Origin of the sequence: Parasedimentitalea denitrificans, assembly GCF_011813015.1 — a bacterium.
In the GTDB taxonomy this organism is placed as follows: domain Bacteria; phylum Pseudomonadota; class Alphaproteobacteria; order Rhodobacterales; family Rhodobacteraceae; genus Parasedimentitalea; species Parasedimentitalea denitrificans.
Genome location: NZ_QHLQ01000006.1, coordinates 139,814 through 161,599 on the forward strand (window position 1 = coordinate 139,814; position 21,786 = coordinate 161,599).

At 56.7% G+C, this 21,786-nt stretch carries 20 protein-coding genes; 11 read left to right on the plus strand and 9 right to left on the minus strand.

Annotated features, from left to right (window positions below; genetic code table 11):
• Window positions 1-23 precede the first annotated feature (23 nt).
• The 9 genes from xsc to DL239_RS08550 all read left to right on the plus strand — a co-directional run bounded on the left by xsc (window position 24) and on the right by DL239_RS08550 (window position 10,341).
• Window positions 24-1,799, plus strand: a complete 1,776-nt coding sequence (gene xsc / locus DL239_RS08510) for a sulfoacetaldehyde acetyltransferase (protein WP_167683588.1) — start codon at window positions 24-26, stop codon at window positions 1,797-1,799.
• Between the two features lie 4 nt (window positions 1,800-1,803).
• Window positions 1,804-2,550 (plus strand): TSUP family transporter, encoded by a 747-nt coding sequence (locus DL239_RS08515; protein ID WP_167683589.1) that lies wholly within the window; start codon window positions 1,804-1,806, stop codon window positions 2,548-2,550.
• Entirely contained in the window at window positions 2,547-3,572 is a 1,026-nt protein-coding gene (gene pta / locus DL239_RS08520; protein WP_167683590.1) for a phosphate acetyltransferase, read from the plus strand. Before DL239_RS08515 ends, pta begins: the two co-directional genes overlap by 4 nt.
• An 88-nt stretch (window positions 3,573-3,660) precedes the next feature.
• The gene (locus DL239_RS08525; protein ID WP_167683591.1) at window positions 3,661-6,483 is read left to right on the plus strand and encodes a molybdopterin oxidoreductase family protein; all 2,823 of its coding nucleotides are present in this window, start codon (window positions 3,661-3,663) and stop codon (window positions 6,481-6,483) included.
• A gap of 87 nt (window positions 6,484-6,570) precedes the next feature.
• On the plus strand, window positions 6,571-7,365 hold the full coding sequence (locus tag DL239_RS08530; protein WP_167683592.1) for a 4Fe-4S dicluster domain-containing protein: 795 nt from the start codon (window positions 6,571-6,573) through the stop codon (window positions 7,363-7,365).
• Window positions 7,365-8,252, plus strand: a complete 888-nt coding sequence (locus DL239_RS08535) for a dimethyl sulfoxide reductase anchor subunit family protein (protein ID WP_167683593.1) — start codon at window positions 7,365-7,367, stop codon at window positions 8,250-8,252. The genes DL239_RS08530 and DL239_RS08535 overlap by 1 nt, the downstream gene beginning before the upstream one ends.
• 107 nt (window positions 8,253-8,359) lie before the next feature.
• Entirely contained in the window at window positions 8,360-8,821 is a 462-nt protein-coding gene (locus tag DL239_RS08540) for a carboxymuconolactone decarboxylase family protein (protein ID WP_167683594.1), read from the plus strand.
• Window positions 8,822-8,826: 5 nt separating this feature from the next.
• Window positions 8,827-9,696: a sigma-70 family RNA polymerase sigma factor gene (locus DL239_RS08545; RefSeq protein WP_167683650.1), complete on the plus strand. Its 870-nt coding sequence runs from the start codon at window positions 8,827-8,829 to the stop codon at window positions 9,694-9,696.
• A gap of 72 nt (window positions 9,697-9,768) precedes the next feature.
• Window positions 9,769-10,341 (plus strand): carboxymuconolactone decarboxylase family protein, encoded by a 573-nt coding sequence (locus DL239_RS08550; RefSeq protein ID WP_167683595.1) that lies wholly within the window; start codon window positions 9,769-9,771, stop codon window positions 10,339-10,341.
• 65 nt (window positions 10,342-10,406) lie between these two features.
• Here DL239_RS08550 and DL239_RS08555 read toward each other — a convergent pair whose 3' ends face one another.
• From DL239_RS08555 to dapA, 4 genes are all read right to left on the minus strand, one after another.
• On the minus strand, window positions 10,407-11,585 hold the full coding sequence (locus DL239_RS08555) for an ammonium transporter (RefSeq protein ID WP_167683596.1): 1,179 nt from the start codon (window positions 11,583-11,585) through the stop codon (window positions 10,407-10,409).
• Window positions 11,586-11,788: 203 nt separating this feature from the next.
• On the minus strand, window positions 11,789-12,307 hold the full coding sequence (locus DL239_RS08560) for an NADase-type glycan-binding domain-containing protein (RefSeq protein WP_167683597.1): 519 nt from the start codon (window positions 12,305-12,307) through the stop codon (window positions 11,789-11,791).
• 155 nt (window positions 12,308-12,462) lie between these two features.
• A complete protein-coding gene (locus tag DL239_RS08565) occupies window positions 12,463-12,918 on the minus strand; it encodes an SRPBCC family protein (protein ID WP_167683598.1) in 456 nt (151 codons plus the stop codon).
• A 158-nt stretch (window positions 12,919-13,076) separates the two neighbouring features.
• The gene (gene dapA / locus DL239_RS08570; RefSeq protein WP_167683599.1) at window positions 13,077-13,949 is read right to left on the minus strand and encodes a 4-hydroxy-tetrahydrodipicolinate synthase; all 873 of its coding nucleotides are present in this window, start codon (window positions 13,947-13,949) and stop codon (window positions 13,077-13,079) included.
• Window positions 13,950-14,089: 140 nt separating this feature from the next.
• On the opposite strand from dapA, the gene DL239_RS08575 reads away from it, so the two are divergent.
• The gene (locus DL239_RS08575) at window positions 14,090-16,054 is read left to right on the plus strand and encodes a lytic transglycosylase domain-containing protein (protein WP_167683600.1); all 1,965 of its coding nucleotides are present in this window, start codon (window positions 14,090-14,092) and stop codon (window positions 16,052-16,054) included.
• Here the strand turns inward: DL239_RS08575 and DL239_RS08580 are convergent.
• Together DL239_RS08580 and mnmC2 are read right to left on the minus strand one after the other, a co-directional pair.
• Window positions 16,028-16,933: a DMT family transporter gene (locus tag DL239_RS08580; RefSeq protein ID WP_167683601.1), complete on the minus strand. Its 906-nt coding sequence runs from the start codon at window positions 16,931-16,933 to the stop codon at window positions 16,028-16,030. The two genes, DL239_RS08575 and DL239_RS08580, sit on opposite strands and share 27 nt — an antisense overlap.
• On the minus strand, window positions 16,930-17,598 hold the full coding sequence (mnmC2, locus tag DL239_RS08585; protein WP_167683602.1) for a tRNA (5-methylaminomethyl-2-thiouridine)(34)-methyltransferase MnmC2: 669 nt from the start codon (window positions 17,596-17,598) through the stop codon (window positions 16,930-16,932). The genes DL239_RS08580 and mnmC2 overlap by 4 nt, the downstream gene beginning before the upstream one ends.
• A 58-nt stretch (window positions 17,599-17,656) precedes the next feature.
• Here mnmC2 and DL239_RS08590 point away from each other — a divergent pair, with 58 nt between their 5' ends.
• Window positions 17,657-18,697, plus strand: a complete 1,041-nt coding sequence (locus DL239_RS08590) for an NAD(P)/FAD-dependent oxidoreductase (protein WP_167683603.1) — start codon at window positions 17,657-17,659, stop codon at window positions 18,695-18,697.
• 360 nt (window positions 18,698-19,057) lie between these two features.
• Here DL239_RS08590 and DL239_RS08595 read toward each other — a convergent pair whose 3' ends face one another.
• From DL239_RS08595 to DL239_RS08605, 3 genes are all read right to left on the minus strand, one after another.
• Entirely contained in the window at window positions 19,058-19,594 is a 537-nt protein-coding gene (locus DL239_RS08595) for an NADPH-dependent FMN reductase (protein ID WP_167683604.1), read from the minus strand.
• A 140-nt stretch (window positions 19,595-19,734) separates the two neighbouring features.
• Window positions 19,735-20,406, minus strand: coding sequence for a YiaD family glycine zipper/OmpA-like lipoprotein (locus DL239_RS08600; RefSeq protein ID WP_167683605.1), 672 nt, complete (start codon window positions 20,404-20,406; stop codon window positions 19,735-19,737).
• Between the two features lie 145 nt (window positions 20,407-20,551).
• Window positions 20,552-21,391, minus strand: a complete 840-nt coding sequence (locus DL239_RS08605) for a methylated-DNA--[protein]-cysteine S-methyltransferase (protein WP_167683606.1) — start codon at window positions 21,389-21,391, stop codon at window positions 20,552-20,554.
• Window positions 21,392-21,786 lie beyond the last annotated feature (395 nt).

Sequence of the window (21,786 nt, forward strand, 5' to 3'; positions counted from 1 at the left end):
CGTCTCATCAGGAGAATTTAGCGATGAAAATGACCACCGAGGAAGCCTTTGTAAAAACGCTTCAGATGCACGGCATCGAACATGCTTTTGGTATCATCGGTTCGGCCATGATGCCGATTTCCGACATCTTTGAGCCAGCTGGCATCCAGTTCTGGGACTGCGCCCACGAAGGATCCGGCGGCATGATGGCTGACGGTTACACCCGTGCCACCGGCAAAATGTCGATGATGATCGCGCAGAACGGCCCCGGCATCACAAACTTTGTGACCGCCGTGAAAACAGCATACTGGAACCACACCCCGCTGCTGCTGGTCACCCCACAGGCTGCCAACAAGACCATGGGTCAGGGCGGTTTCCAGGAAATGGAGCAGATGAACGCATTCGCTGACTGCGTTTGCTATCAGGAAGAAGTTCGCGACCCATCCCGCATGGCCGAAGTTCTGAACCGTGTGATCATGCAAGCCAAGCGCCAGAGCGCTCCGGCCCAGATCAACGTGCCACGTGACTACTTCACCCAGGTTGTCGACATCGAACTGCCAGCCATCGTTGACTTTGAGCGCCCACAGGGCGGTGCTGCTGCACTGGATCAGGCTGCTGAACTGCTGTCGGGTGCCAAGTTCCCGGTTATCCTGAACGGCGCTGGTGTTGTCATCGGCGGCGCGATCCCAGCCTCTATCGCACTGGCTGAGCGTCTGGACGCACCAGTTTGCTGTGGCTACCAGCACAACGACGCCTTCCCAGGTTCGCACCCGTTGCACGCTGGTCCATTGGGCTACAACGGCTCCAAGGCCGCTATGGAGCTGATCGCTAAGGCAGACGTTGTTCTGGCTTTGGGCACCCGATTGAACCCATTCTCGACCCTACCCGGCTATGGCATCGACTACTGGCCAACCGACGCGAAGATCATTCAGGTCGACATCAACCCTGACCGTATTGGCCTGACCAAGAAAGTCACCGTGGGTATCGTAGGCGACGCACATACAGTTGCGACCACACTTCTTGAAAAACTGTCCGGCACCGCTGGTGACGAAGGTCGTGCCTCGCGCAAAGACCTGATCGCCACCACCAAATCGGCATGGGCTCAGGAACTGTCGTCGATGGACGAAGAGCAGGACGATCCGGGCACCACATGGAACCAGCGCGCCCGTGCAGCTAAGCCAGATTGGCTGAGCCCACGTAAAGCATGGCGTGCCATTCAGGCCGGTCTGCCTGCAGATGCGATCATCTCGTCCGACATCGGCAACAACTGCGCCATCGGCAACGCCTATCCTTCGTTCGAAGAAGGCCGCAAGTACTTGGCACCAGGCCTGTTCGGCCCCTGTGGTTACGGTCTGCCAGCAGTTGTTGGTGCGAAAATTGGTCGTCCAGACGTTCCGGTTGTTGGTTTCTCGGGTGATGGCGCGTTTGGTATCGCTGTGACCGAGCTGACCGCGATTGGTCGCGAAGAATGGCCGGGTGTGACCCAGGTTGTTTTCCGCAACTACCAGTGGGGGGCTGAAAAGCGTAACTCGACTCTGTGGTTCGACGACAACTTTGTCGGCACCGAGCTGGACACCAAAGTGTCTTATGCCGGTATCGCCAATGCATGTGGCCTGAAAGGCGTTGTCGCCCGCACTATGGACGAGCTGACAGATGCACTACGTCAGGCTTGTGAAGATCAGAAACAGGGTATCACCACTCTGATCGAAGCGATGATCAACCAGGAACTGGGTGAGCCCTTCCGTCGCGATGCGATGAAGAATCCGGTTGAAGTTGCTGGCATCTCCAAAGACGACATGCGTCCGCAAAAAGGCGCCTAAGCCTATGACACTGCCCTTTGACCTGACCACCGGCCAAGGGGCCTTTTTGGCCGCCGCATTATTTGTGGCGGCCTATATCCGAGGTTTTTCCGGCTTTGGATTTTCAGCTATTTTCATCATTCTTGCAGCGCTGGTGACCAACCCGTTGCCATTAATCCCAGTAGTGTTCAGCTGCGAGATCGCCATGACGCTGTTTCAGGCACGTGGCATCCGAGCGCATATCGACTGGAAGCGAACCATCGCATTGTTGGGCGGTGCTGCCGTCGCTGTTGTTCCCGCTGTGGCCATCATGGCCCGGCTGGGTGAACAAGAAGCCCGCATTGCCATTTCCGGGCTGATCCTTGTACTCAGCCTGATCCTGCTAAGCGGTTGGCGGTTGGAACGCCCCATTGGACGCACAGGTAATGTGGCCGTTGGCATGGTGTCAGGCATCGCCAATAGCGCCGGTGTTGGTGGTTTGCCAGTTGCTGCCTTTCTGTCAACACAACCTGTCCCGCCAGCTGTTTTTCGCGCCACAATGATCGTCTTTCTGACCGGCATTGACCTGATGACCCTGCCGGTGATGGCGTCACATGGGCTGGTTGGTAGCGGCACAGTGACTGGCATCGTGCTGGGCTTTCCCATTCTTGGTCTGGGCATCTGGGCTGGCAGCCTGAAGTTTTCGTCCACCTCGCAAGATCAGTTTCGCAAGGTCGTGGTTCTACTGCTGACCGCATTTTCCATTCTCAACATCGTGAGGGTGATCGTATGACCACTACCCTGCCCCCTGTAGATTTGCTGAAGGCAACACCATCGAACGATCAGCCCGTCATCGCCCTAAGCGAGGGCAGCGACCCCCGTGTTGTTGCAGGTGCACTAGCTGCGGTCGAAGCACAGTTGGCAAACGTCATTCTAGTTGGCCCAACCGCAGAGGTCGAAGCGACCCTTGAGGCAGTTGGCGGAAGTGTTGTGGGCAGCGGACTGTCTATTCACGACCCGGCGGTTTCAGAACTAACAGATGAGTTTGCGACGGCATTCTATGAGTTGCGCAAACACAAGGGTATTGATCAGGACGCAGCTCGCAAGGCGGTGAAGTCACCACTGGTTTATGCAGCCATGCTGGTCCGGTGCGGGCACGCGACCGGCACCGTTGGTGGCGCAGTGGCCACCACTTCGGATGTTTTGCGTACGGCCATTCAAGTCATTGGCATGGCCCCGGATGCCGCCATGGTGTCCAGCTTTTTCCTGATGTACCCACCCGAAAGTGCCGAGAACGGCCGGGCAATGTTGTATTCGGACTGTGGGTTGGTGATTGATCCATCGGCACAGGAACTGGCCGCAATCGCAACCGCATCCGCCCAAAGCTGTCGCACTTTGCTGCGTAGTGAGCCCAAGATCGCCATGTTGTCATTCTCGACTATGGGCAGCGCGCGGCACGCAGCCGTCGATAAAGTGATAACCGCAACCGCAGCGTTGCGCGCGGAACAACCGGACCTGTGCGTTGATGGAGAAATGCAGTTTGACACCGCATTTGTCCCGTCAGTAGGCGAAAATAAGGCCCCTGGATCGCAAGTGGCCGGACAGGCCAATGTGATGATCTTTCCCAACTTGGATGCCGGTAATATCGGCTACAAACTGACCCAGCGATTAGGCGGATATGCTGCCATTGGCCCGGTTCTACAGGGCTTGGCGAAACCCGCCAATGACCTGTCACGCGGGTGTAGCGCCAGCGATGTCACCCAAATGATAGCCGTGACCGTCCTGCAATCTCAGGGAACGAGTGACGGTAATTAACAACCGGGACTGGAAAATCCTCCCAATTTCAGCCAACAATCGCGAAATTTATCGCGGCATAGCAAGAATAACCCGAACAGGATCCATCATGACGCACCAACAGCCGATCATTGATACCTCGCCCAAGGTCTCGGACGAGGTGCGCCAAACCACCTGCTATATGTGCGCCTGCCGCTGCGGCATCAACGTGCACATGAAGGACGGCAAAGTCGCCTACATCGAAGGCAACCGTGATCACCCGGTCAACAAAGGCGTGCTTTGCGCCAAAGGATCGGCGGGCATCATGCAGGTCAACGCCCCCTCGCGTCTAAAGGCACCGATGAAACGAGTTGGCCCGCGTGGGTCCGGCGAATTCGAAGAGATCAGCTGGGAAGAGGCGCTGGATATTGCTGCTGACCGATTAGGGCCGATCCGCAAGAAAAACCCTGAAAAGCTGGCGTTCTTCACTGGTCGCGATCAATCTCAGAGCTTTACCGGTTTCTGGGCACAGAACTTTGGCACACAGAACTATGCGGCGCATGGCGGGTTCTGTTCGGTCAACATGGCGGCAGCCGGGATCTACACCATGGGCGGTGCGTTCTGGGAATTCGGCCAGCCGGATTGGGACCACACCAAGCTGTTCATGTTGTTCGGCGTAGCCGAAGACCACGACAGCAACCCCATCAAAGCTGGTCTGGGCAAGATCAAGGCGCGTGGCGCCAAGGTTATTGGCGTCAACCCGATCCGCTCTGGCTATAACGCGATTGCGGATGAATGGGTTGGCATCACACCGGGCACCGATGGGTTGTTCATCCTGTCGCTGATCCATGTGTTGATGAAGGCCGGCAAGATCGATCTGGACTACCTGTCGCGATACACCAATGCTCCGGTGCTGGTGAACGCTACTGAGGGTCCAGAACAAGGTCTATTCCTGCGCGATGATGACGACAAACCACTGGTGATCGACCGCAACACCGGCAAGCTGACCGCCTTTGACAAACCCGGCGTGCGCCCGGATCTGTCGGCGGTCCACACTGTCGATGGCGTGACCCACCGCCCGGTGTTCCACCAGATGGCCGAGCGCTATCTGAGCGAAGAATACGCCCCGGAAGCCATTGCCGACAAATGTGGCATCCCGGCCAAACGAATTCGCGCCATTGCCGGTGAAATCGCCCGTGTCGCCTTTGACGAGGCGTTTGAGCTGGATCAGGAATGGACCGACTTCCGCGGTGAAAAACACTCCAAGATGATTGGCCGCCCGGTGTCGATGCACTCGATGCGCGGTGTTTCGGCCCATGCCAACGGTTTCCAGACCTGCCGCGCGCTGCACGTGCTGCAAATCCTGCTGGGTACGGTCGAGGTCCCCGGCGGTTTCCGCTTTAAGCCGCCCTACCCCAAGCCGGTTGAGGCGCACCCAAAACCACACTGTGGCGTAAAACCCGATTGTGCACTGGACGGCCCGCATCTGGGCTTTGTGCGTGGTCCCGACGATCTGCTGCTGAAAGAGGACGGATCGCCAGCCCGGATTGATAAGGCGTTCACCTGGGAAAACCCGATGTCCAGCCACGGGCTGATGCATATGGTGATTTCAAACGCCCATGCCGGCAATCCGTACAAGATCGACACGCTGTTCATGTATATGGCCAACATGTCGTGGAACTCGTCCATGAACACCCGCGGTGTGATCGACATGCTGACCGACAAGGATGAGAACGGCGATTATGTGATCCCGAACATCATCTATTCCGATGCTTATTCATCGGAAATGGTAGCCTATGCCGACCTGATCCTGCCTGACACGACCTATCTGGAGCGGCACGACTGTATTTCCCTGCTGGATCGTCCGATCTGCGAGGCCGACGGTGCAGCAGATGCGATCCGCTGGCCGGTGATCGAACCTGATCGCGATGTGCGCGGGTTCCAGACCGTGCTGGTGCAACTGGCCAACAAGTTGAAACTGCCCGGTTTCACCAACGAAGACGGCAGCGCCAAGTTTCAAGACTACGCCGACTACATCGTCAACCACGAGCGCAAGCCGGGTATTGGCCCGCTTGCAGGCTTTCGAGGCAAAGATGGCGATCAGGCTGGACGCGGTGAGGTCAACCCGGATCAGCTGGACAAATACATCGAAAACGGCGGCTTCTTTGTTGAGCACATTGAACCCGAGGCAAGCTATTACAAACCTTGGAACAACGCCTATCAGGACTGGGCCGTGGGCATGGGCATCTATGACAGCCCGCAGCCCTATCTGTTCCAGCTTTACGTTGAACCGATGCGCAAGTTCCAACTGGCCGCCGAAGGCCACGGCGAACGGCAACCACCCGAGCATCTGCGCGAGCGGATTAAGGCTACAATGGACCCGCTGCCGATCTGGTATGACACTGATCAAACCGGCAACGAAGGCTACACCGTCAACGCGCTGACCCAGCGCCCGATGGCGATGTATCATTCGTGGGGGTCACAAAACGCCTGGCTGCGCCAGTTGCATGGCCGCAACCCGCTGTATGTGCCAACCAAGCTGATGCGCGACAATCAGTTGCAGGATGGCGACTGGGCCAAGGTTTCCTCGCCCCACGGTGAGATCACCGTGCCGGTGATGGAAATGGCGGCGTTGAACGACAATACCGTCTGGACCTGGAATGCCATCGGCAAGCGCAAGGGCGCTTGGGCGCTGGAGGAAGACGCACCAGAAGCCACCAAAGGTTTCTTGCTGAACCACCTGATCCACGAGCTGCTGCCACCCAAGGGTGATGGGCTGCGATGGGCCAACAGTGATCCGATCACGGGTCAGGCCGCCTGGTTTGACCTAAAGGTGAAAATCGAGAAGGTCGGCGCGCCCGATGATCTGGCTGAAAGCCAGCCCGCGCTGCCGCCGATCAAATCACCTGTGGGTACAGGTCCAGAAGAACTCAAATGGAAGGTGGGCAAATGATCCGGGTCCTTCATCTGGCCGTAAATATCCCGGGGTCTGGGGCAGCGCCCCAGCCTTCCCTCACGTCTATCGCAGGGGTCCGCTAACATGACCGAACTACCAAACTCCACCGAGCGCAAGATGGGGCTGGTCATTGACCTGGACACCTGTGTTGGCTGCCACGCCTGCGTGATTTCCTGCAAAGGCTGGAACACCGAAAACTACGGTGCCCCCTTATCCGATCAGGACCCATATGGTGCTGATCCATCGGGCACATTCCTGAACCGTGTGCATTCGTTTGAGGTTCAGCCAAAACCCTGTGGCTCTGAACCGGCCCCGGCCGCTCAGCTGATCCACTTTCCAAAATCCTGTCTGCACTGCGAAGACGCGCCCTGTGTCACCGTTTGCCCAACTGGTGCCAGCTACAAGCGGGTTGAGGACGGCATTGTTCTGGTCAACGAAGACAACTGTATTGGCTGCGGTCTGTGCGCCTGGTCCTGCCCTTACGGCGCGCGCGAATTGGATCTGGCCGCCGGTGTGATGAAGAAATGCACACTTTGTGTAGATCGAATTTACAACGACAACCTGCCCGAAGAAGACCGCATTCCTTCCTGTGTGCGGACTTGCCCCGCAGGTGCACGCCACTTTGGTGACTTGGGCGACCCGAACTCGGACGTCTCCAAACTGGTGGCCGAGCGTGACGGCATGGACCTGATGCCTGAAATGGGAACCAAGCCGGTGAACAAATACCTGCCACCGCGCCCCAAGGATCAGATGGAAGATCAGATCGATATTCTGGCACCGCTGCTGGCTCCGGTCGCTGAAGAACCCGGCGGGTTCATGGGCTGGCTGGACAAGGCGCTCGACAAACTTCCTGGCCAAACTTCGGGAGGATCGAACTGATGCATCCGGCACCTTCTGTTATCCTATTCACCACCCTGTCCGGCCTTGGCTTTGGGCTGCTGTTCTTCCTTGGTCTTGGCATGCCTGATGTTACCGGCATGGTGTCCTTTGTTTTCTTTGCCATTGCCTATGCTCTGGCGGTTGGCGGTTTGCTGGCCTCGACCTTTCACCTTGGCCATCCTGAACGCGCGATCAAGGCGTTCAGCCAGTGGAAGACCAGCTGGCTGAGCCGCGAGGGCTGCTGTGCCGTCGCTGCACTGGTCGTCATGGGCCTATACGCCATCGGCACCGTTTTTCTCGACACCCAGTGGACGATTTTCGGCATAATTGGCGCGGTGCTAAGCTTGGCTACCGTGTTCACCACTTCGATGATCTACGCACAGCTGAAAACAATCCCACGCTGGAACATGCCGTTGACCCCGGCGATGTTCATCAGCTTTTCGCTAGCGGGCGGAGCCTTGTTGGCGGGTCAGGAAACCATGGCAACCGCGTTGTTGATCATCGCAGGATTGGTTCAGCTGGGTTATTGGTCTTATGGAGACAAAGCCTTTGCTGGGTCTGGCACCACTATGGAGACAGCCACAGGGCTGGGAGATCGTGGTGCGGTGCGCGCGTTTGAACCGCCACATACCGGATCCAACTATCTGCTGCGCGAATTTGTGCATGTTGTTGGCCGTAAGCACAGTCAGAAACTGCGGATGATCGGGTTTGGGCTGGGTTTTGCGCTGCCGGTTCTACTGTTGTTGTTACCAATCGAAGGGCTGGCGCTGAAGCATACGGTGGCCGCTATTGCAGTCCTGTCGCATATGGCAGGGATATCCTGTTCGCGCTGGCTGTTCTTTGCCGAGGCCGAGCATGTGGTCGGGTTGTACTACGGCAAACGCTAAAATTCAGGGGCACCCAAATCGGGTGCCCCAATTTATTTCGGTATACATGTCACAAACCTGATGGCTGCCTCGTCCTGTTCCTGAGACGTCAACAAAAGGAACTGACGATGACACAACGCCTCGACCTCTTTACCACGGCCCCTGACCTGATGAAGCCGATGCTGGCGATGGAAGAGACCATCAAAAGTAGCGGGCTAGAGCATAGCCTGATTGAACTGGTGAAACTGCGCACATCGCAGATCAACGGCTGCGCCTTTTGCATCCACATGCACACCCATGACGCCCGCGCTAATGGCGAAAGCGAAGACCGGATGCATCTGCTGAATGCCTGGCGCGAGTCATCCCTTTACACCGACCGAGAGCGCGCAGCGCTGGCCTGGACCGAGTCGCTTACCCGTATTGAGAGAACAGCGGCCCCACAGTCAGATTACGACGCCGTTGCTACGCATTTTTCTCCGCGTGAACAGGTGGCGTTGACCTTGGCCATTACCACTATAAATGCTTGGAACCGGCTAGCCATCGGCTTTGCCATACCTCATCCTGTCGCTCAGGAGGCAAACGCCGCGTGACATCCATTGAAATATCTGGAACCGACCAGTTCCTAAATGCGCGGCCGCGATTATTTGCGGCCGCCTATCGCATGTTAGGCAGCGTCAGCGATGCCGAGGATATTCTACAGGAGGCCTTTCTGCGCTGGCAGTCGGCCGCTCAGGATACGGTGCGCGATCCGGTGGGCTTCCTCATGAGAATTACCACCCGGCTCTGCCTAGATCAGCTTAAGTCTGCGCGTGCAAAACGCGAGGTATATCCGGGGGAATGGTTGCCAGAACCAGTATTGACCGACGACCCGGTTGAGGCTCTGGATCACGATGTATCCGTCGCCCTGCTGCTGGCGCTGGAACGGCTGACCCCGCTAGAGCGCGCGGCGTTTCTACTCCACGACGTGTTTGACTGTGATTACGACGAGGTTGCCTCGGCCCTTGGGCGCAGTGAGGCCAGTTGTCGGCAACTGACAACACGGGCACGTCGTAATGTTCAGCAGGAAAAGCCACGCGCACAAATAGACAAGCAGAAAGGCGAGGACGTGGCCCGCGCGTTCTTCGCCGCCTCTAAAACCGGGGACACTGAAACACTGATGCATTTGCTGGCCGAGGACGTGCAGCTGATCTCGGATGGCGGCGGCAAGGCTATGGCAGCGCTGAACCCCATTTATGGACGCGACCGCACCCTGCGGCTCATCCATGGACTGGTTCGCAAGCAGGGCGGTGTTATTCCCAAGGATTGGACAGTGTGCCAGTTGAATGGATTGCCTGCTATTATCAGCCACGAGGCTGATGGCATTGTGCAGGCCAGCTCACTAGAGATTGTGGATGGCAAGATCCACCGTATTTACGTGGTCCGCAATCCCGACAAGACCCGGCATTTGGCCAAGCTTCTTAGATAGTTCCAGCCCCCTATTTTGACGACGGAATAAATAAGGGTAGTCTTCGACCAATTAATCTGTGGAGGTTTTGCCATGAAGAACTTGTTTCCCTCTCTGCCTGAGAACGCAACGCTGAGCAGTATTTTTAGTACATTTCCTTCCAAGCTTGCTCCCCTTCTTGACTACATGAACCAAGTGATGCGTGAAGAAAGCGAGCTGACAATTGCACAGCGCGAAATGATTGCGGCTTATGTTTCAGGGCTGAACGCTTGCACCTATTGTCACGGGTCACATATGGTTCATGCCCGGGCTTTTGGCATTGAGGTCGCCGCAATAGAAGCTTTGATGGACGATGTCGAAACCGCTCCGGTAGCACCGGAACTGAAACCGGTTTTGAACTATGTCGCGAAACTCACCCAGTCGCCAACTCGTATGACTGAGGCCGATGCCGCAGCTGTATACGAGGCGGGATGGTCCGAAGGCGCGCTATTTGACGCAATACAGGTTTGCGGGTTGTTCAATATGATGAACCGCATTTTGGAAGGCACCGGAATAACGGAATACAATCTGGACCCCAAGTCCGCAGGCGAAGACCAGTTGCAAGTTCTGCGAAGCAAAGAATGCTATCGCGCATTTGGTCGAGCCAACGGCGTGTCACAGACTTAATCAATAATAGCGCCCAGTTTTGATGGAAACTAAAGGGCCGCGCAAATGACGCGGCCCTCGGGAAATTAAGAGTTGAACTCGTAGGCGCGTTCACCGTGCTCTTCGAGGTCTAGGCCGTTGACTTCCATTTCCTCAGAGACACGGAATGGCGTGATCAGTGCGGTGATCTTGACCAGCACAACAGACACTACAAAGGTGAACACGCCGACAATCGCCAGTGCGCCGAGCTGTGCAGTCCAAGAACCTTCGCCAAATACAGCGATCATGATGGTGCCAAAGATGCCGCCAACACCGTGAACCGCGAACACGTCCAATGTGTCGTCAATTTTGACTTTGTTGCGGATGAAGTTCACAGCTTCCTGACACATGACGCCGGCAATCGCGCCAATGATCATGGCCTCTACCGGACCAACAAAGCCGGACGCCGGGGTGATTGAGGCCAGGCCAGCAATGGTGCCTGTCACGATGCCAACAAGGCTGGCCTTGCCGTATTTGATACGTTCCCACAGGGCCCATGTCAGCGAGGCAGTCGCAGCCGAGATATGCGTAACGGTGATCGCCATGGCAGCACCACCATCAGCGGCCAGTTGCGAGCCGCCGTTAAAGCCGAACCAGCCAACCCAGAGCATGGCAGCACCTAGCATCACGAAAGTAGGAGAGTGTGGTGGCTTGTTCTTGACCTTGCGCGCGCCCAGCATGACGGCCAGAACCAGCGCGGCAATACCTGCGGTTTCGTGCACAACAATACCACCGGCGAAATCCTTGACGCCAACGTCACCAAAAATTCCACCATCGGCCATAAAGCCGCCGCCCCAGATCCAGTGCACCACTGGCGCGTAGCACAGCAGCATCCACAGGCCGGAGAACACCATGACAAACCCAAAATGGATGCGTTCAACATAGGCGCCGACAATCAGCGCAGGTGTGATGATTGCGAATGTCATCTGGAAGGCAAAGAACAGAACTTCTGGCAGAGTGCCGGAAAGGCTGTCGGCTGTTACGCCATCCAAGAACATCTTGCCCAGACCACCCCAATAGGCGTTGCCGTCACCAAACGCGATTGAATAGCCTACCGCGAGCCATAGTACGCTCATCAAGCAAGCGATGGCATAGCAGTGCATGAACACGCTGAGCACATTTCGCGCCCGCACCAGTCCGCCGTAAAAAAGTGCCAGACCCGGCAGTGTCATAAATAACACCAATGCCGTTGCGACCATTATCCAAGCTGTATCAGCTCCGTTCATGTCTCTCTCCGTTCGCGTTTGGATTCCAACGTCGTTGCGATGAACCGTTATGGTCACGCAAAGGAAAGAGGCGACGCAGTAATAGAGCGTCCAAACAAGCAGCAGTTCGAGAACTGATCGGAATTTGACCGCTAGAGATCAGGAGCGCACAAAAAAGCGCCGAATTGCAAAAAGCGTTTTAGCCTTGGCGATGCGACCCAGACCTACATCGGCGCGAGGCCGGTTATGCAGACATCTTGGTATTTGGTACCGGGATAAACCGACAGCACCTCAAGCTTGAGCCACTTGTACCTGCCTTCGGGGAAATCAATGCTGGTGTACTTGACGTCATGCACGTCGAATACCCCCAGCGGCCCCTTGTTACTGGAAAGGGCAACTCTGCGGATGCGGCCATTGGTGCGAAAGTGCTTGTCTGATTTCTGGTAGCCATTCAGCAGATCGAAGGATGAGACCTTTTGCGCGCCCTCTAGGAATTGGAAGGAAATGGTCTGGCCGACGCCGTTGCCTTTGACACCTTCGCACCATGCTGCTCCACCCTCACGCTGAAACGAGAGATGCCCAGGGCCGTAGGTGTTCTTGCCCTGAGGAGGAAGAACGGAGCTGACGCACAAGTTATAGCTACCCGGGTACCATGCATCTTTCACGCAGGTTTCGGCGGCGGCATCTTGGGTTGCATAAGCAATAGCCATGCAAAAGGCGAACAAACCAAATAGAATTCTCATTTCCAAGTCCCTCTCAAAAGTCCGCATGGGCGAGAGCGGACAGCGCTACATCAAGCTAGGCTGTTGAAATCTCACTGGCAAGAACAACAAAGGCGGCGCTCCGGTTGGAGGCCGCCTTTGAGGTCGACATTGCAGCAAGCCTTGGCCTGAATGGATCATGCGGGGGCAGACTGAACCTTGCTGGCAAGGCCATTCAAGTTGCCGTCGAGAATTTTGCCCATCATCATTTTCATCAGGGTCTGACCCAGCAACCAGCCCAAGGGGCCAAATTTGACACGGTACTCCATGCCCCATTTCACCTTGGATTTGCCTTGGCCGACCGGCTCTACAACCAGTTCGGCATGCGCTTCGTTCAGTGGCATCGCTTCCATATCCGACAATTTAACGCGGCACTTGCGATTGGGCACCCAGGCCGTCACCTCTTCGACCACCGAGGTGCCATTGTCGAAGTGACAGCGGCGCTTTGAACCTACTCCATCTTCACCATTGGTCAGCGCATCAACGGATTTCACCAGCGGTGCAAACTCATCAATGTGCATGTAGCGGCCAAGAACAGCCCATACGGCCTCTGGTGTGGCGTCAATCTCTAGGGTGCGTTCAAACTGTATCATCTCTATGTCCCAATCCGGTTTCGATGTCTGTTTACCAGAGGGCTAATGACAATTTATGTCATTAGGATCGCGTGGTCGTCAGATTAATTGGAACATGCTGTAAGCAAAAAGGCGACCGTCCTGATGGAGGCCGCCTTTTAACATAAATGGAGTGCTATTTACAGTAGGCCAGCGTGAGCCATTGCAGCGTCAATTGCGGCCTTAGTGCTGTCTTGAAGGTCAGTCAGTGGCGAGCGGACCTCTTGGCGACACAGACCCAATTTCGACAGGCCGTATTTGGCGCCGACCAAACCCGGCTCCATAAAGATCGCCTCGTGCAGGGGCATCAATTTGTCTTGGTACTCTAGCGCTTTGGCGTAATCACCGGCCAATGTGGCGGCCTGGAATTCAGCGCAAAGTTTTGGGGCAACGTTTGCAGTGACAGAGATGCAGCCAACGCCGCCGTGGGCGTTAAAGCCCAGTGCAGTGGCGTCTTCGCCGGAAAGCTGAACAAAATCAGCACCGCAGGTCATACGCTGCTGGCTGACGCGGGCAATGTCGCCGGTGGCATCTTTGACGCCGATGATATTTGGCAGCTTGGCCAGCTCACCCATGGTTTCTGGTGTCATATCGACAATCGAACGTCCTGGGATGTTGTAGATTACGATCGGCAGGTCAGCACAGTCATGGGCCGCAGTGAAATGTGCCACGAGGCCGCGCTGAGTTGGCTTGTTGTAGTAAGGTGTTACCACAAGCGCCGCGTCGGCACCGGCTTGCTTGGCGAATTCGACAAACCGAATCGTCTCGACCGTGTTGTTGGAGCCTGCACCTGCGATGACTGGCACCCGGCCAGCTGCCGCTTTTACCACTTCTGCAATGACGGCTTCGTGCTCGTCATGGGTCAGGGTTGGGCTTTCACCGGTGGTGCCAACGGGGACCAAACCGGTTGAACCCTCGCTAATCTGCCAATCTACAAGGTGTTTGAGTGCATCCAGATCCAACTCGCCGTTGTTAAACGGAGTGACGAGGGCCGGCATAGAGCCTTTAAACATGGACACGCTCCCTTAGCAGTGTATTTCGGGCGGGCAACTGCCCGCCGACGCGGTTGATCTGGCGATAAATTGAGTTGAACCCTGCGGTTCGTAGATTATCGTCATTGGCTCTAGCCTTGGTTCATTAGGAAATGCAAGCGATGACACGCATTCTGGCCCTTCTCACACTGATTTCTGCGCTTTGGGTCAATCCTGCAGCGGCCCAACAGGGGCGCAACCTAGGTGAGGCACTGGATTTGATGCGCTCTGAGAAGTGGAGCCAGGCATCGGCCAAGGCAGCCAAATCGGGCGATGTGGCTGCTGATGTGATCGAATGGCACCGGCTGCGCGAAGGCATGGGGTCAGCGGATGATGTGCTGGCATTCTTGGAACGACGCCCTGATTGGCCGGGATTGGCCTATCTGCGCCGCAAAAGCGAAACCGCTGTAGCAGCGGCGGGCACGGGTTCCGTTCTGGAGTTCTATGTCTCTAAGCCGCCACAAACAGCCGAAGGGGTTCTAAGCTATGCCAGGGCGCTGATTGCCACTGGAAAACGAGGGGACGCCGAGGCGAACCTTGTGGAGGCATGGCGGACCATGCCAATGGGGTCAGGTTTGCAGACCTCCTATCTGAAGGATTTTTCCAGGCTGCTAAAACCCCACCATGCGGCACGATTGGATCGACTGTTGTGGGACGACCATCTGGTTAGCTCTAAACGGATGCTGCCACTGGTATCGAAAGGCGACCGCAAGCTGGCCGAGGCGCGTATCGCCTTGCAAGAACGATCACCAGGGGTTGATGCCAAGATTGAAGCCATACCTGCCAAACTACGCAATTCGCCGGGTCTGGCGCATGACCGGTTTCAGTGGCGTGACCGCAAGAAGCGGCGCGAAGATGCCATCAAGCTGATGCTGGAACGCAGCGCCAGTGCATCTGGTTTGGGCGAGCCTGAGCAATGGGCCCGGCGGCGACGGGATCTAGCCCGCCAAGACATGCGTGACGGCAACCACCAGCGCGCCTACCAGCTGGCGGCGCGGCATTTCACAACCCCGGAAGCTGGATACAATTATTCGGATCTGGAATGGCTGGCCGGTTATATCGCGCTGCGAAAGCTGAATGACCCGACCTCGGCCGTGCAACATTTCATGCGGTTTATTGATTCCATCGAGACACCGATCTCTATCGGGCGTGGCGGCTACTGGCTGGGCCGGGCCTATGCCGCGATGGGCGAGCCGGACAAGGCGCATGAGGCCTATGCATTGGGGGCGAACTATCAGACCTCGTTCTATGGACTACTGGCCGCTGAGCAGATCGGCCGCCCGTTTGATCCGGCTCTGGAGAACCCTCCTGAGGTGCCCTCCTGGGAAAAGGCCGAGTTTGCCAAATCATCTATGACTAAGGCCGCGCTAATGATGATTGATGCGGGCGAGTTGGATCTGGCAGAACGGTTCCTGACCCATCTGGTTGAGAGCCTGGATGAGGTTCAGGCGCGGCAATTGGGGTTGATGGCGGTTGAAATGGGTCAGTCGCATCTGGCTGTGATGATCTCTAAACGTGCAGCGCGTCAAAGTATGGAGCTGCACGGAGCCTACTTCCCAATGCACCCAGTGGCCAAGAAGCGGCTGCCGATGGCCAAGGAAATGATGCTGGCGATTTCCCGGCGCGAAAGTGAATTTGACCACAAAGTCATCAGTGGCGCAGGGGCGCGTGGGTTGATGCAGGTGATGCCTGCCACCGCCAAGCTGGTCGCGACTGAGCTGGGGATTCTGGCCAAGCATGCCACATCGCGACTGACTGTCGAATGGGACTATAACGCCAAGCTGGGGGCCAATTACCTGGCCGGGTTGGCGGGCGATTTTAATGGCAATGTCGTCATGATGTCGGCGGGCTATAACGCCGGGCCTAGACGCCCCATTGCTTGGATGGAACGCTACGGTGATCCCCGTGACGGAACCCCCGATATTGTGGACTGGATCGAGCACATCCCATTCAATGAGACCCGCAACTATGTGATGCGTGTCACTGAAAGCCTGCCAGTCTATCGTGCCCGGTTGGGCAAGAACCCTTTGCCTGTTCCATTCTCTCAGGAATTGGCGGGATCAACCCTTCATTCGTTCGCGCCATAGGGTGAACAGGCCGGCTGTTATGATGATCCCCGCACCGATGGCCACATTGGTGCGGACCACCTCGCCAAACACCGCGATGCCAAGCATGGCTGCCCAGATCAGGTGGAAGTAGGCAAAGGGCTGCACGGCGCTTGCCTCGGCCATTTCGTAGCATTTGATCAACAGCCAGTGGCCAGCAACCCCGGATACACAAAGCAGCGCCATCCACAGCCAGTCACTGCCGATCATCGGCTCCCAATACCACATGCCAACGGTGGTCATGCAGACGGATCCAGCAATACCGGTCCAGAAGAAACTGGTGGCCGTTGTATCCTTGCGTGCGGCGTAGCGGGTTAGCAGGCCATAGACAGCAAACATAAGCGCCGAGACAAATGGGATTACCGCAACCGGATTAAACACACCTGCCCCCGGCTGTAGAATGATCATTACTCCGATCAAGCCCATCCCAATCGCCATCCAGCGGCGCCAGCCGACGGCCTCGCCCAGCACCGGACCGCTCAGCGCCGCCACCAGTAGCGGGTAGCAGATGAACACCGCCTGGCTCTCGATCAGGCCAAGCAGGGTAAAGCCGTAAACCGCGACGCAGATTTCAGCCACCAGCAGTGCACCGCGAAAGATTTGCAGCCCCAGTTGATCGGTTCTTGCCGTGGCAAGGATACCGCCGGGGGCGCGATTAGCCAGAAACAGTACAAAGGCGGCGAAGAACCAGTAGCGGACCATCACTACCATATAGGTGTTGTAGGTCCCGGCCAGATGCCGCGAAATGCCGTCTTGCAGGGCAAACACCACAGTAGCCGCAACCATCAGCAAAATGCCTATGGGCACGTTGTTGGTCTGCGCTCTTGTAGCGTTGACCTGTGTTGTGCCCGTTGTTGTCATGGCATCTGTGCCCTTGTCATATGCCGCTTGCGTCCGAAACCGGGCACGCGGGTTACTTCAAATCCTGCATCCTCTAGCCCGCGCCGCACAAAGCCTGCCGCCGTATAGGTCGCAGCACTGCCCCCCGGCTTGGTGTGCTGCGCTACCTGAGACATCAGGTCCGTCTGCCACAGCTCGGGGTTTTTGGCGGGAGAGAACCCGTCCAGAAACCATGCGTCCGCCTGCTCCGTCCACTCTGGTAGCGACCTGCGGGCGTCGCCTATGATCACATTCAACTGCAAAGTTCCCAGATCACAGATTCCACCGCCCTGCCAATGAGGTAAAAAGCGGTCGGCCCAGGGGGTGATTTCAGGGAACGCTTTCAGAGCCTGTGCCATGTCGTCGGTTGCCATTGGAAAGGCCTCAAAACTGGTAAAGCGTAGTGGCGTGGTCATGCCCGCCTCTTCCCAAGCCTTCCAAACCGTCAGCATACTAAGGCCGGTGCCGAAACCCAGCTCGGCGATTTGGAAACCGGGTGCAAAACGTTGTGGCAGCTCGTTACCTGCCAGGAACACATGTTCACCCTCGGCCAGTCCGCCCTGCAGCGAGAAATAGGGATCATCGAACTGATCAGATACAGGAATGGTGCCGTCGCGCCAGCTGAGGCGTGCCTGCTGGTCTGCCATGAGAATATCCCTTAGATGGTGATTTGGAACCGCGCGACACTGGCGAAAGGATAGGCAAATGGCAATGGCTGACATTACGGTGCGTGGCGCCGGCGCCTTTGGGCTGACGATTGCCTGGGTCTGTGCCCAGCGCGGCGCCAAGGTGCAGGTGGTTGATCCTAATGGCGCGGGTGCTGGATCGAGTGGAGGGCTGGTCGGCGCACTTGCCCCGCATGTGCCCGAGAACTGGAATCACAAGAAGGCCTTTCAGTTGGAAAGCCTGCTAATGGCCGAGAAGTTTTGGGCTGAGGTTGAGGCCGCTGGCGGCGTTTCACCCGGCTATGGTCGCACTGGTCGATTGCAGCCAATCAAGGATGACAAGGCGCTTGCCCTTGCCCACCGGCGTGCGGAAACGTCCCGCCCGTTGTGGAAGAGAGAGGCGGAGTGGAGCGTTTGCAAGGTATCTGATCTAGGTAGCTGGGCCCCGCCTAGCCCCACCGGCTATGTCATCCACGACACATTGACCGCCAGAATGTCACCGCGCCGGGCAGCAGCCAGCCTGATTGCCGGACTGGCAGTGATGGGTGTCGAGGTTGTACCCGAAGCCCCGGATCAGGGGCTGGTAGTTCACGCCAAGGGCTTTGCCGGGTTGCAAGAGTTGAACATCGAGCTGGGTAAAAACATCGGCACCGGTGTCAAAGGACAGTCTGCATTGCTGCGGTTTGATGCCGGTGAGGTGCCGCAGATTTTCGCCGACAATCTGTATATGATCCCACATGCTAACGGGACTTTGGCCATCGGATCTACCAGCGAGCGCGAGTTTGACCACCCCTATGAAACGGATGAGCTGCTCGAGGACGTGATCGACCGTATCCGTACCCTGATGCCGGTTTTGCATGGGGCCGAAGTGATTGAATGTTGGGCAGGGGTCCGCCCACGCAGCAAAACCCGAGCACCGATGCTGGGCGCCTACCCCAACCACCTAGGTCATTTCATCGCCAATGGCGGTTTCAAGATCGGCTTTGGCATGGCCCCCAAGGTCGCGCATGTGATGGCGGACTTGTTATTGGATGGCGTCGACAAGATCCCTGAAGGATTTCGGGTTGAGGATAACCTGTAGGCGGCTTTACTAAACTAGAGAGTAGTAGCCCACCCATGGGGCTGTCGGGCGCTGCCGGGTTAAAAAGCCGGACAAGCAAAAGGACAACATCCCGGTTCAAGTTAGGACCGAGGAACAACATCCGAACTCGTGCATTTTCGTCCATCCGGACCATACAACTACAAGTCATCGCCATTATACCAGAGGGCGGATGTTTCAAGTACTGAACATTTTCAACCTTCTCCCGGCGCATTGGGGGCTATTGATTTGAATCGTGCTCCTCTGCCCCAGCGCGATCTGCAACGCGAACGCACGATCCGGGTCAATAACAACCGTTTTTGACAGAGTTTTCGGATTGTGCGCCCATGTTTTGCCTCTGCCTTAGATTTCCTTGCGCAGGTTTTGCATCAAGGCTGACAGGGTCGTCAAATACTGATCGCTGGTCAGGTGGCCCGTTTCATCAAACTGGCTTCCGGATCCGGCCAGATGCAGGGCGGGGCCAGCGACAACACTTGGTTGGAACGATATGAGCATGGTCCGCAGCATGGCCTGCGCCACTTCACCTCCGGCTCGACCCGCTGCCGCCGACATGACCGCCACCGGCTTACCCGCCAAGGGACGACCATCGGTGCGGCTGACCCAGTCCAGAGCATTCTTTAACACACCGGACGGAGCCTTGTTATATTCAGGAGTAGAGATGATCACCGCATCAGCTGCCGTGATCTGGTCAGCCAGCGTCTGGACTGCTGCAGGTATCCCATCGCTGCTTTCAACATCGCCATCATAGAGCGGTAAATTCAGGTCAGCTTCGACATGGGTGGCATCGCCAATCAACCGTACCGCTTCGGCCAGAAGTTTACGGTTCGTGGCCTCGCGGCGCAGAGAACCGGACAGGGTAAGAATTACAGGATCAGGCATCTGGGTGTCCTTTGTTCGCATATCAGTCGACCTGATACTTACGCAGCACACTCAAATACAAAAGCCCAGTCCCCGCGCAGCCTATGTGCACCATTGCGAACACCTAACGCATGATGAGCAAAACTGCGCGGGGGAAGGTTTTAAGTCGACTGTGGGATCACCACGATTTCAACCCGGCGGTTCTGCGCCTTGCCCTCTGGTGTCAGGTTGCTGGCGACGGGTTGATCCTCGCCTTGGCCGATTGTCTGCACCCGGTTGAACGGTACTCCACCTGCCTGGATCTGGTCTGCGACTGCGTTGGCACGACGAACCGAAAGGCCCTGATTATAGGCGGCATCGCCATCGCTGTCGGTGTGGCCAATGACCTGAATCGAGCTATTAGGATAGCGCAGCAGGCTGTCAGCGACCTTTTGCAGATCGGACTGCATCGACGCACCGACAGTATAGCTGTCGGTCGCAAAGGTCAGATCATTAGGCAGGGACACAATCAGGCGATCGCCCTTGTTGACGATGGTGATGCCATCATTGGCAAGTTCTTGGCGTAGTTCGGCTGCTTGCTGATCCAGACTATAACCAATCGCGCCGCCGGCGGCGGCTCCAACGGCGGCTCCGCCCAGAACGGCAGCGGTTTTGTTGCTGCTGTTAGACAAGGCGCCAACGCTAGCCCCCAAGATGCCGCCAATGATTGCGCCGCTTTTGGTGTTCTGGTTGGGATCGCCATTGTAGGTACCCAGCGATGCAGGGTCAGTACAGGCGCCAAGGCCCAGTGCAGCAACCAGAACGGTCGCGGTCGAGAATTTCATAATGGTCATAGTATGGCCTTTTCTGCTCGGATACCGTGCTTACCGCACGTCTTTTGCGGTAGTATATCATGACTCCGGGCCAAAGGCTCAACCCCACACCCATTTTGATCGGCAAATCCCCGCGCAGTTTCGGCCACTTGATGCGGGAATGCCCCTACCCTTCGCTGCGGGCTGCCTCAAACGCCAGCATGGCGCGTTTTACTGGCAGGCCCCAATGATACCCACCCAGCGCACCAGATTTACGCAGGGCCCGGTGGCAGGGAATTAGCCATGAAACTGGGTTGCGGCCCACAGCCGTGCCAACTGCCCTCTGTGCGCGGGGTTCACCAATCGACTGTGCGATCTCAGAATAGGTTGAGACCTGACCGGAAGGAATGCGCAACAGGGCCTCCCAAACCTTGATCTGCAAAGGGGCACCAATCATATGCAAGGCCGTTTCGCCACGCTGATCAAAAGCTGCCGTCACAAGGGGGCGCAGCATCTCTGAATCTTCGACAAAACTGGCCTTGGGCCAACGGGACTGCATATCAGCCATCGTTGCCTCGGTTCCGGTCTCTGCTGCAAATGCCAATCCGCAAATGCCCTTGGGGGTGCCCATTGCCAAAGAAAGCCCAAAGGGACTGTCGAACCAGCCCCAGTAGATCTGCATATCTGCCCCCTTGCGGGCATATTCACCCGGGCTCATCGCTTCCCAGCGCAGGAACAGATCATGCAATCGCCCCGAGCCGGACAACCCAACAGCATGCGCTGTACCCAAGGTGGTGAAATTGTCGTGCAACAAGGATTTGGCATGACCCAACCGCAGATATTGCTGGTATCGTTTTGGGGATACCCCAACCCAGGCCGAGAACAGGCGCTGGAAATGAGCCGAGCTCATGCCCATTTTTTTGGCCAATTCTTCCAGAGACAAATCCTCGCCGCCCTCATCAATCAACTCAATCGCGCGGCGCATGACACCATAGTGATAGCTTTTCTCATTTGCCTGAGTGTTCATCTGCACGTCTCCAGTCTTGGTCTGGCATCAGACTAAGGATAGCCCGCCCAACAAACGACCCGAAACCTGCGGCTTGTGCCCTCTAAAAGAGCGTTTCTGGTACTTTAATTGCAAATGGTATCCAGCAAAATTTGACGCCTAATGCAGTAGCCAGCACAGCAAAGAGGTTGAATGAGGCTTGAAGTCATTAGTCGTTACCAATAGATCGCTGTCTCGTTGGTGCAGAATATTCGATGTGATTTCTGACGCTTAGTTGAAAACGCAATTTTCGCTCCACCGGCCTGCTTCGCGTGAATGTTCACTGCCGATGCCTAAAGTTGTAAAAACACAACATTTGAAGTTTTACCGATAAATTGATGCTTTCGCGAAAACCAACAAACATTGGCCGCTGTGCA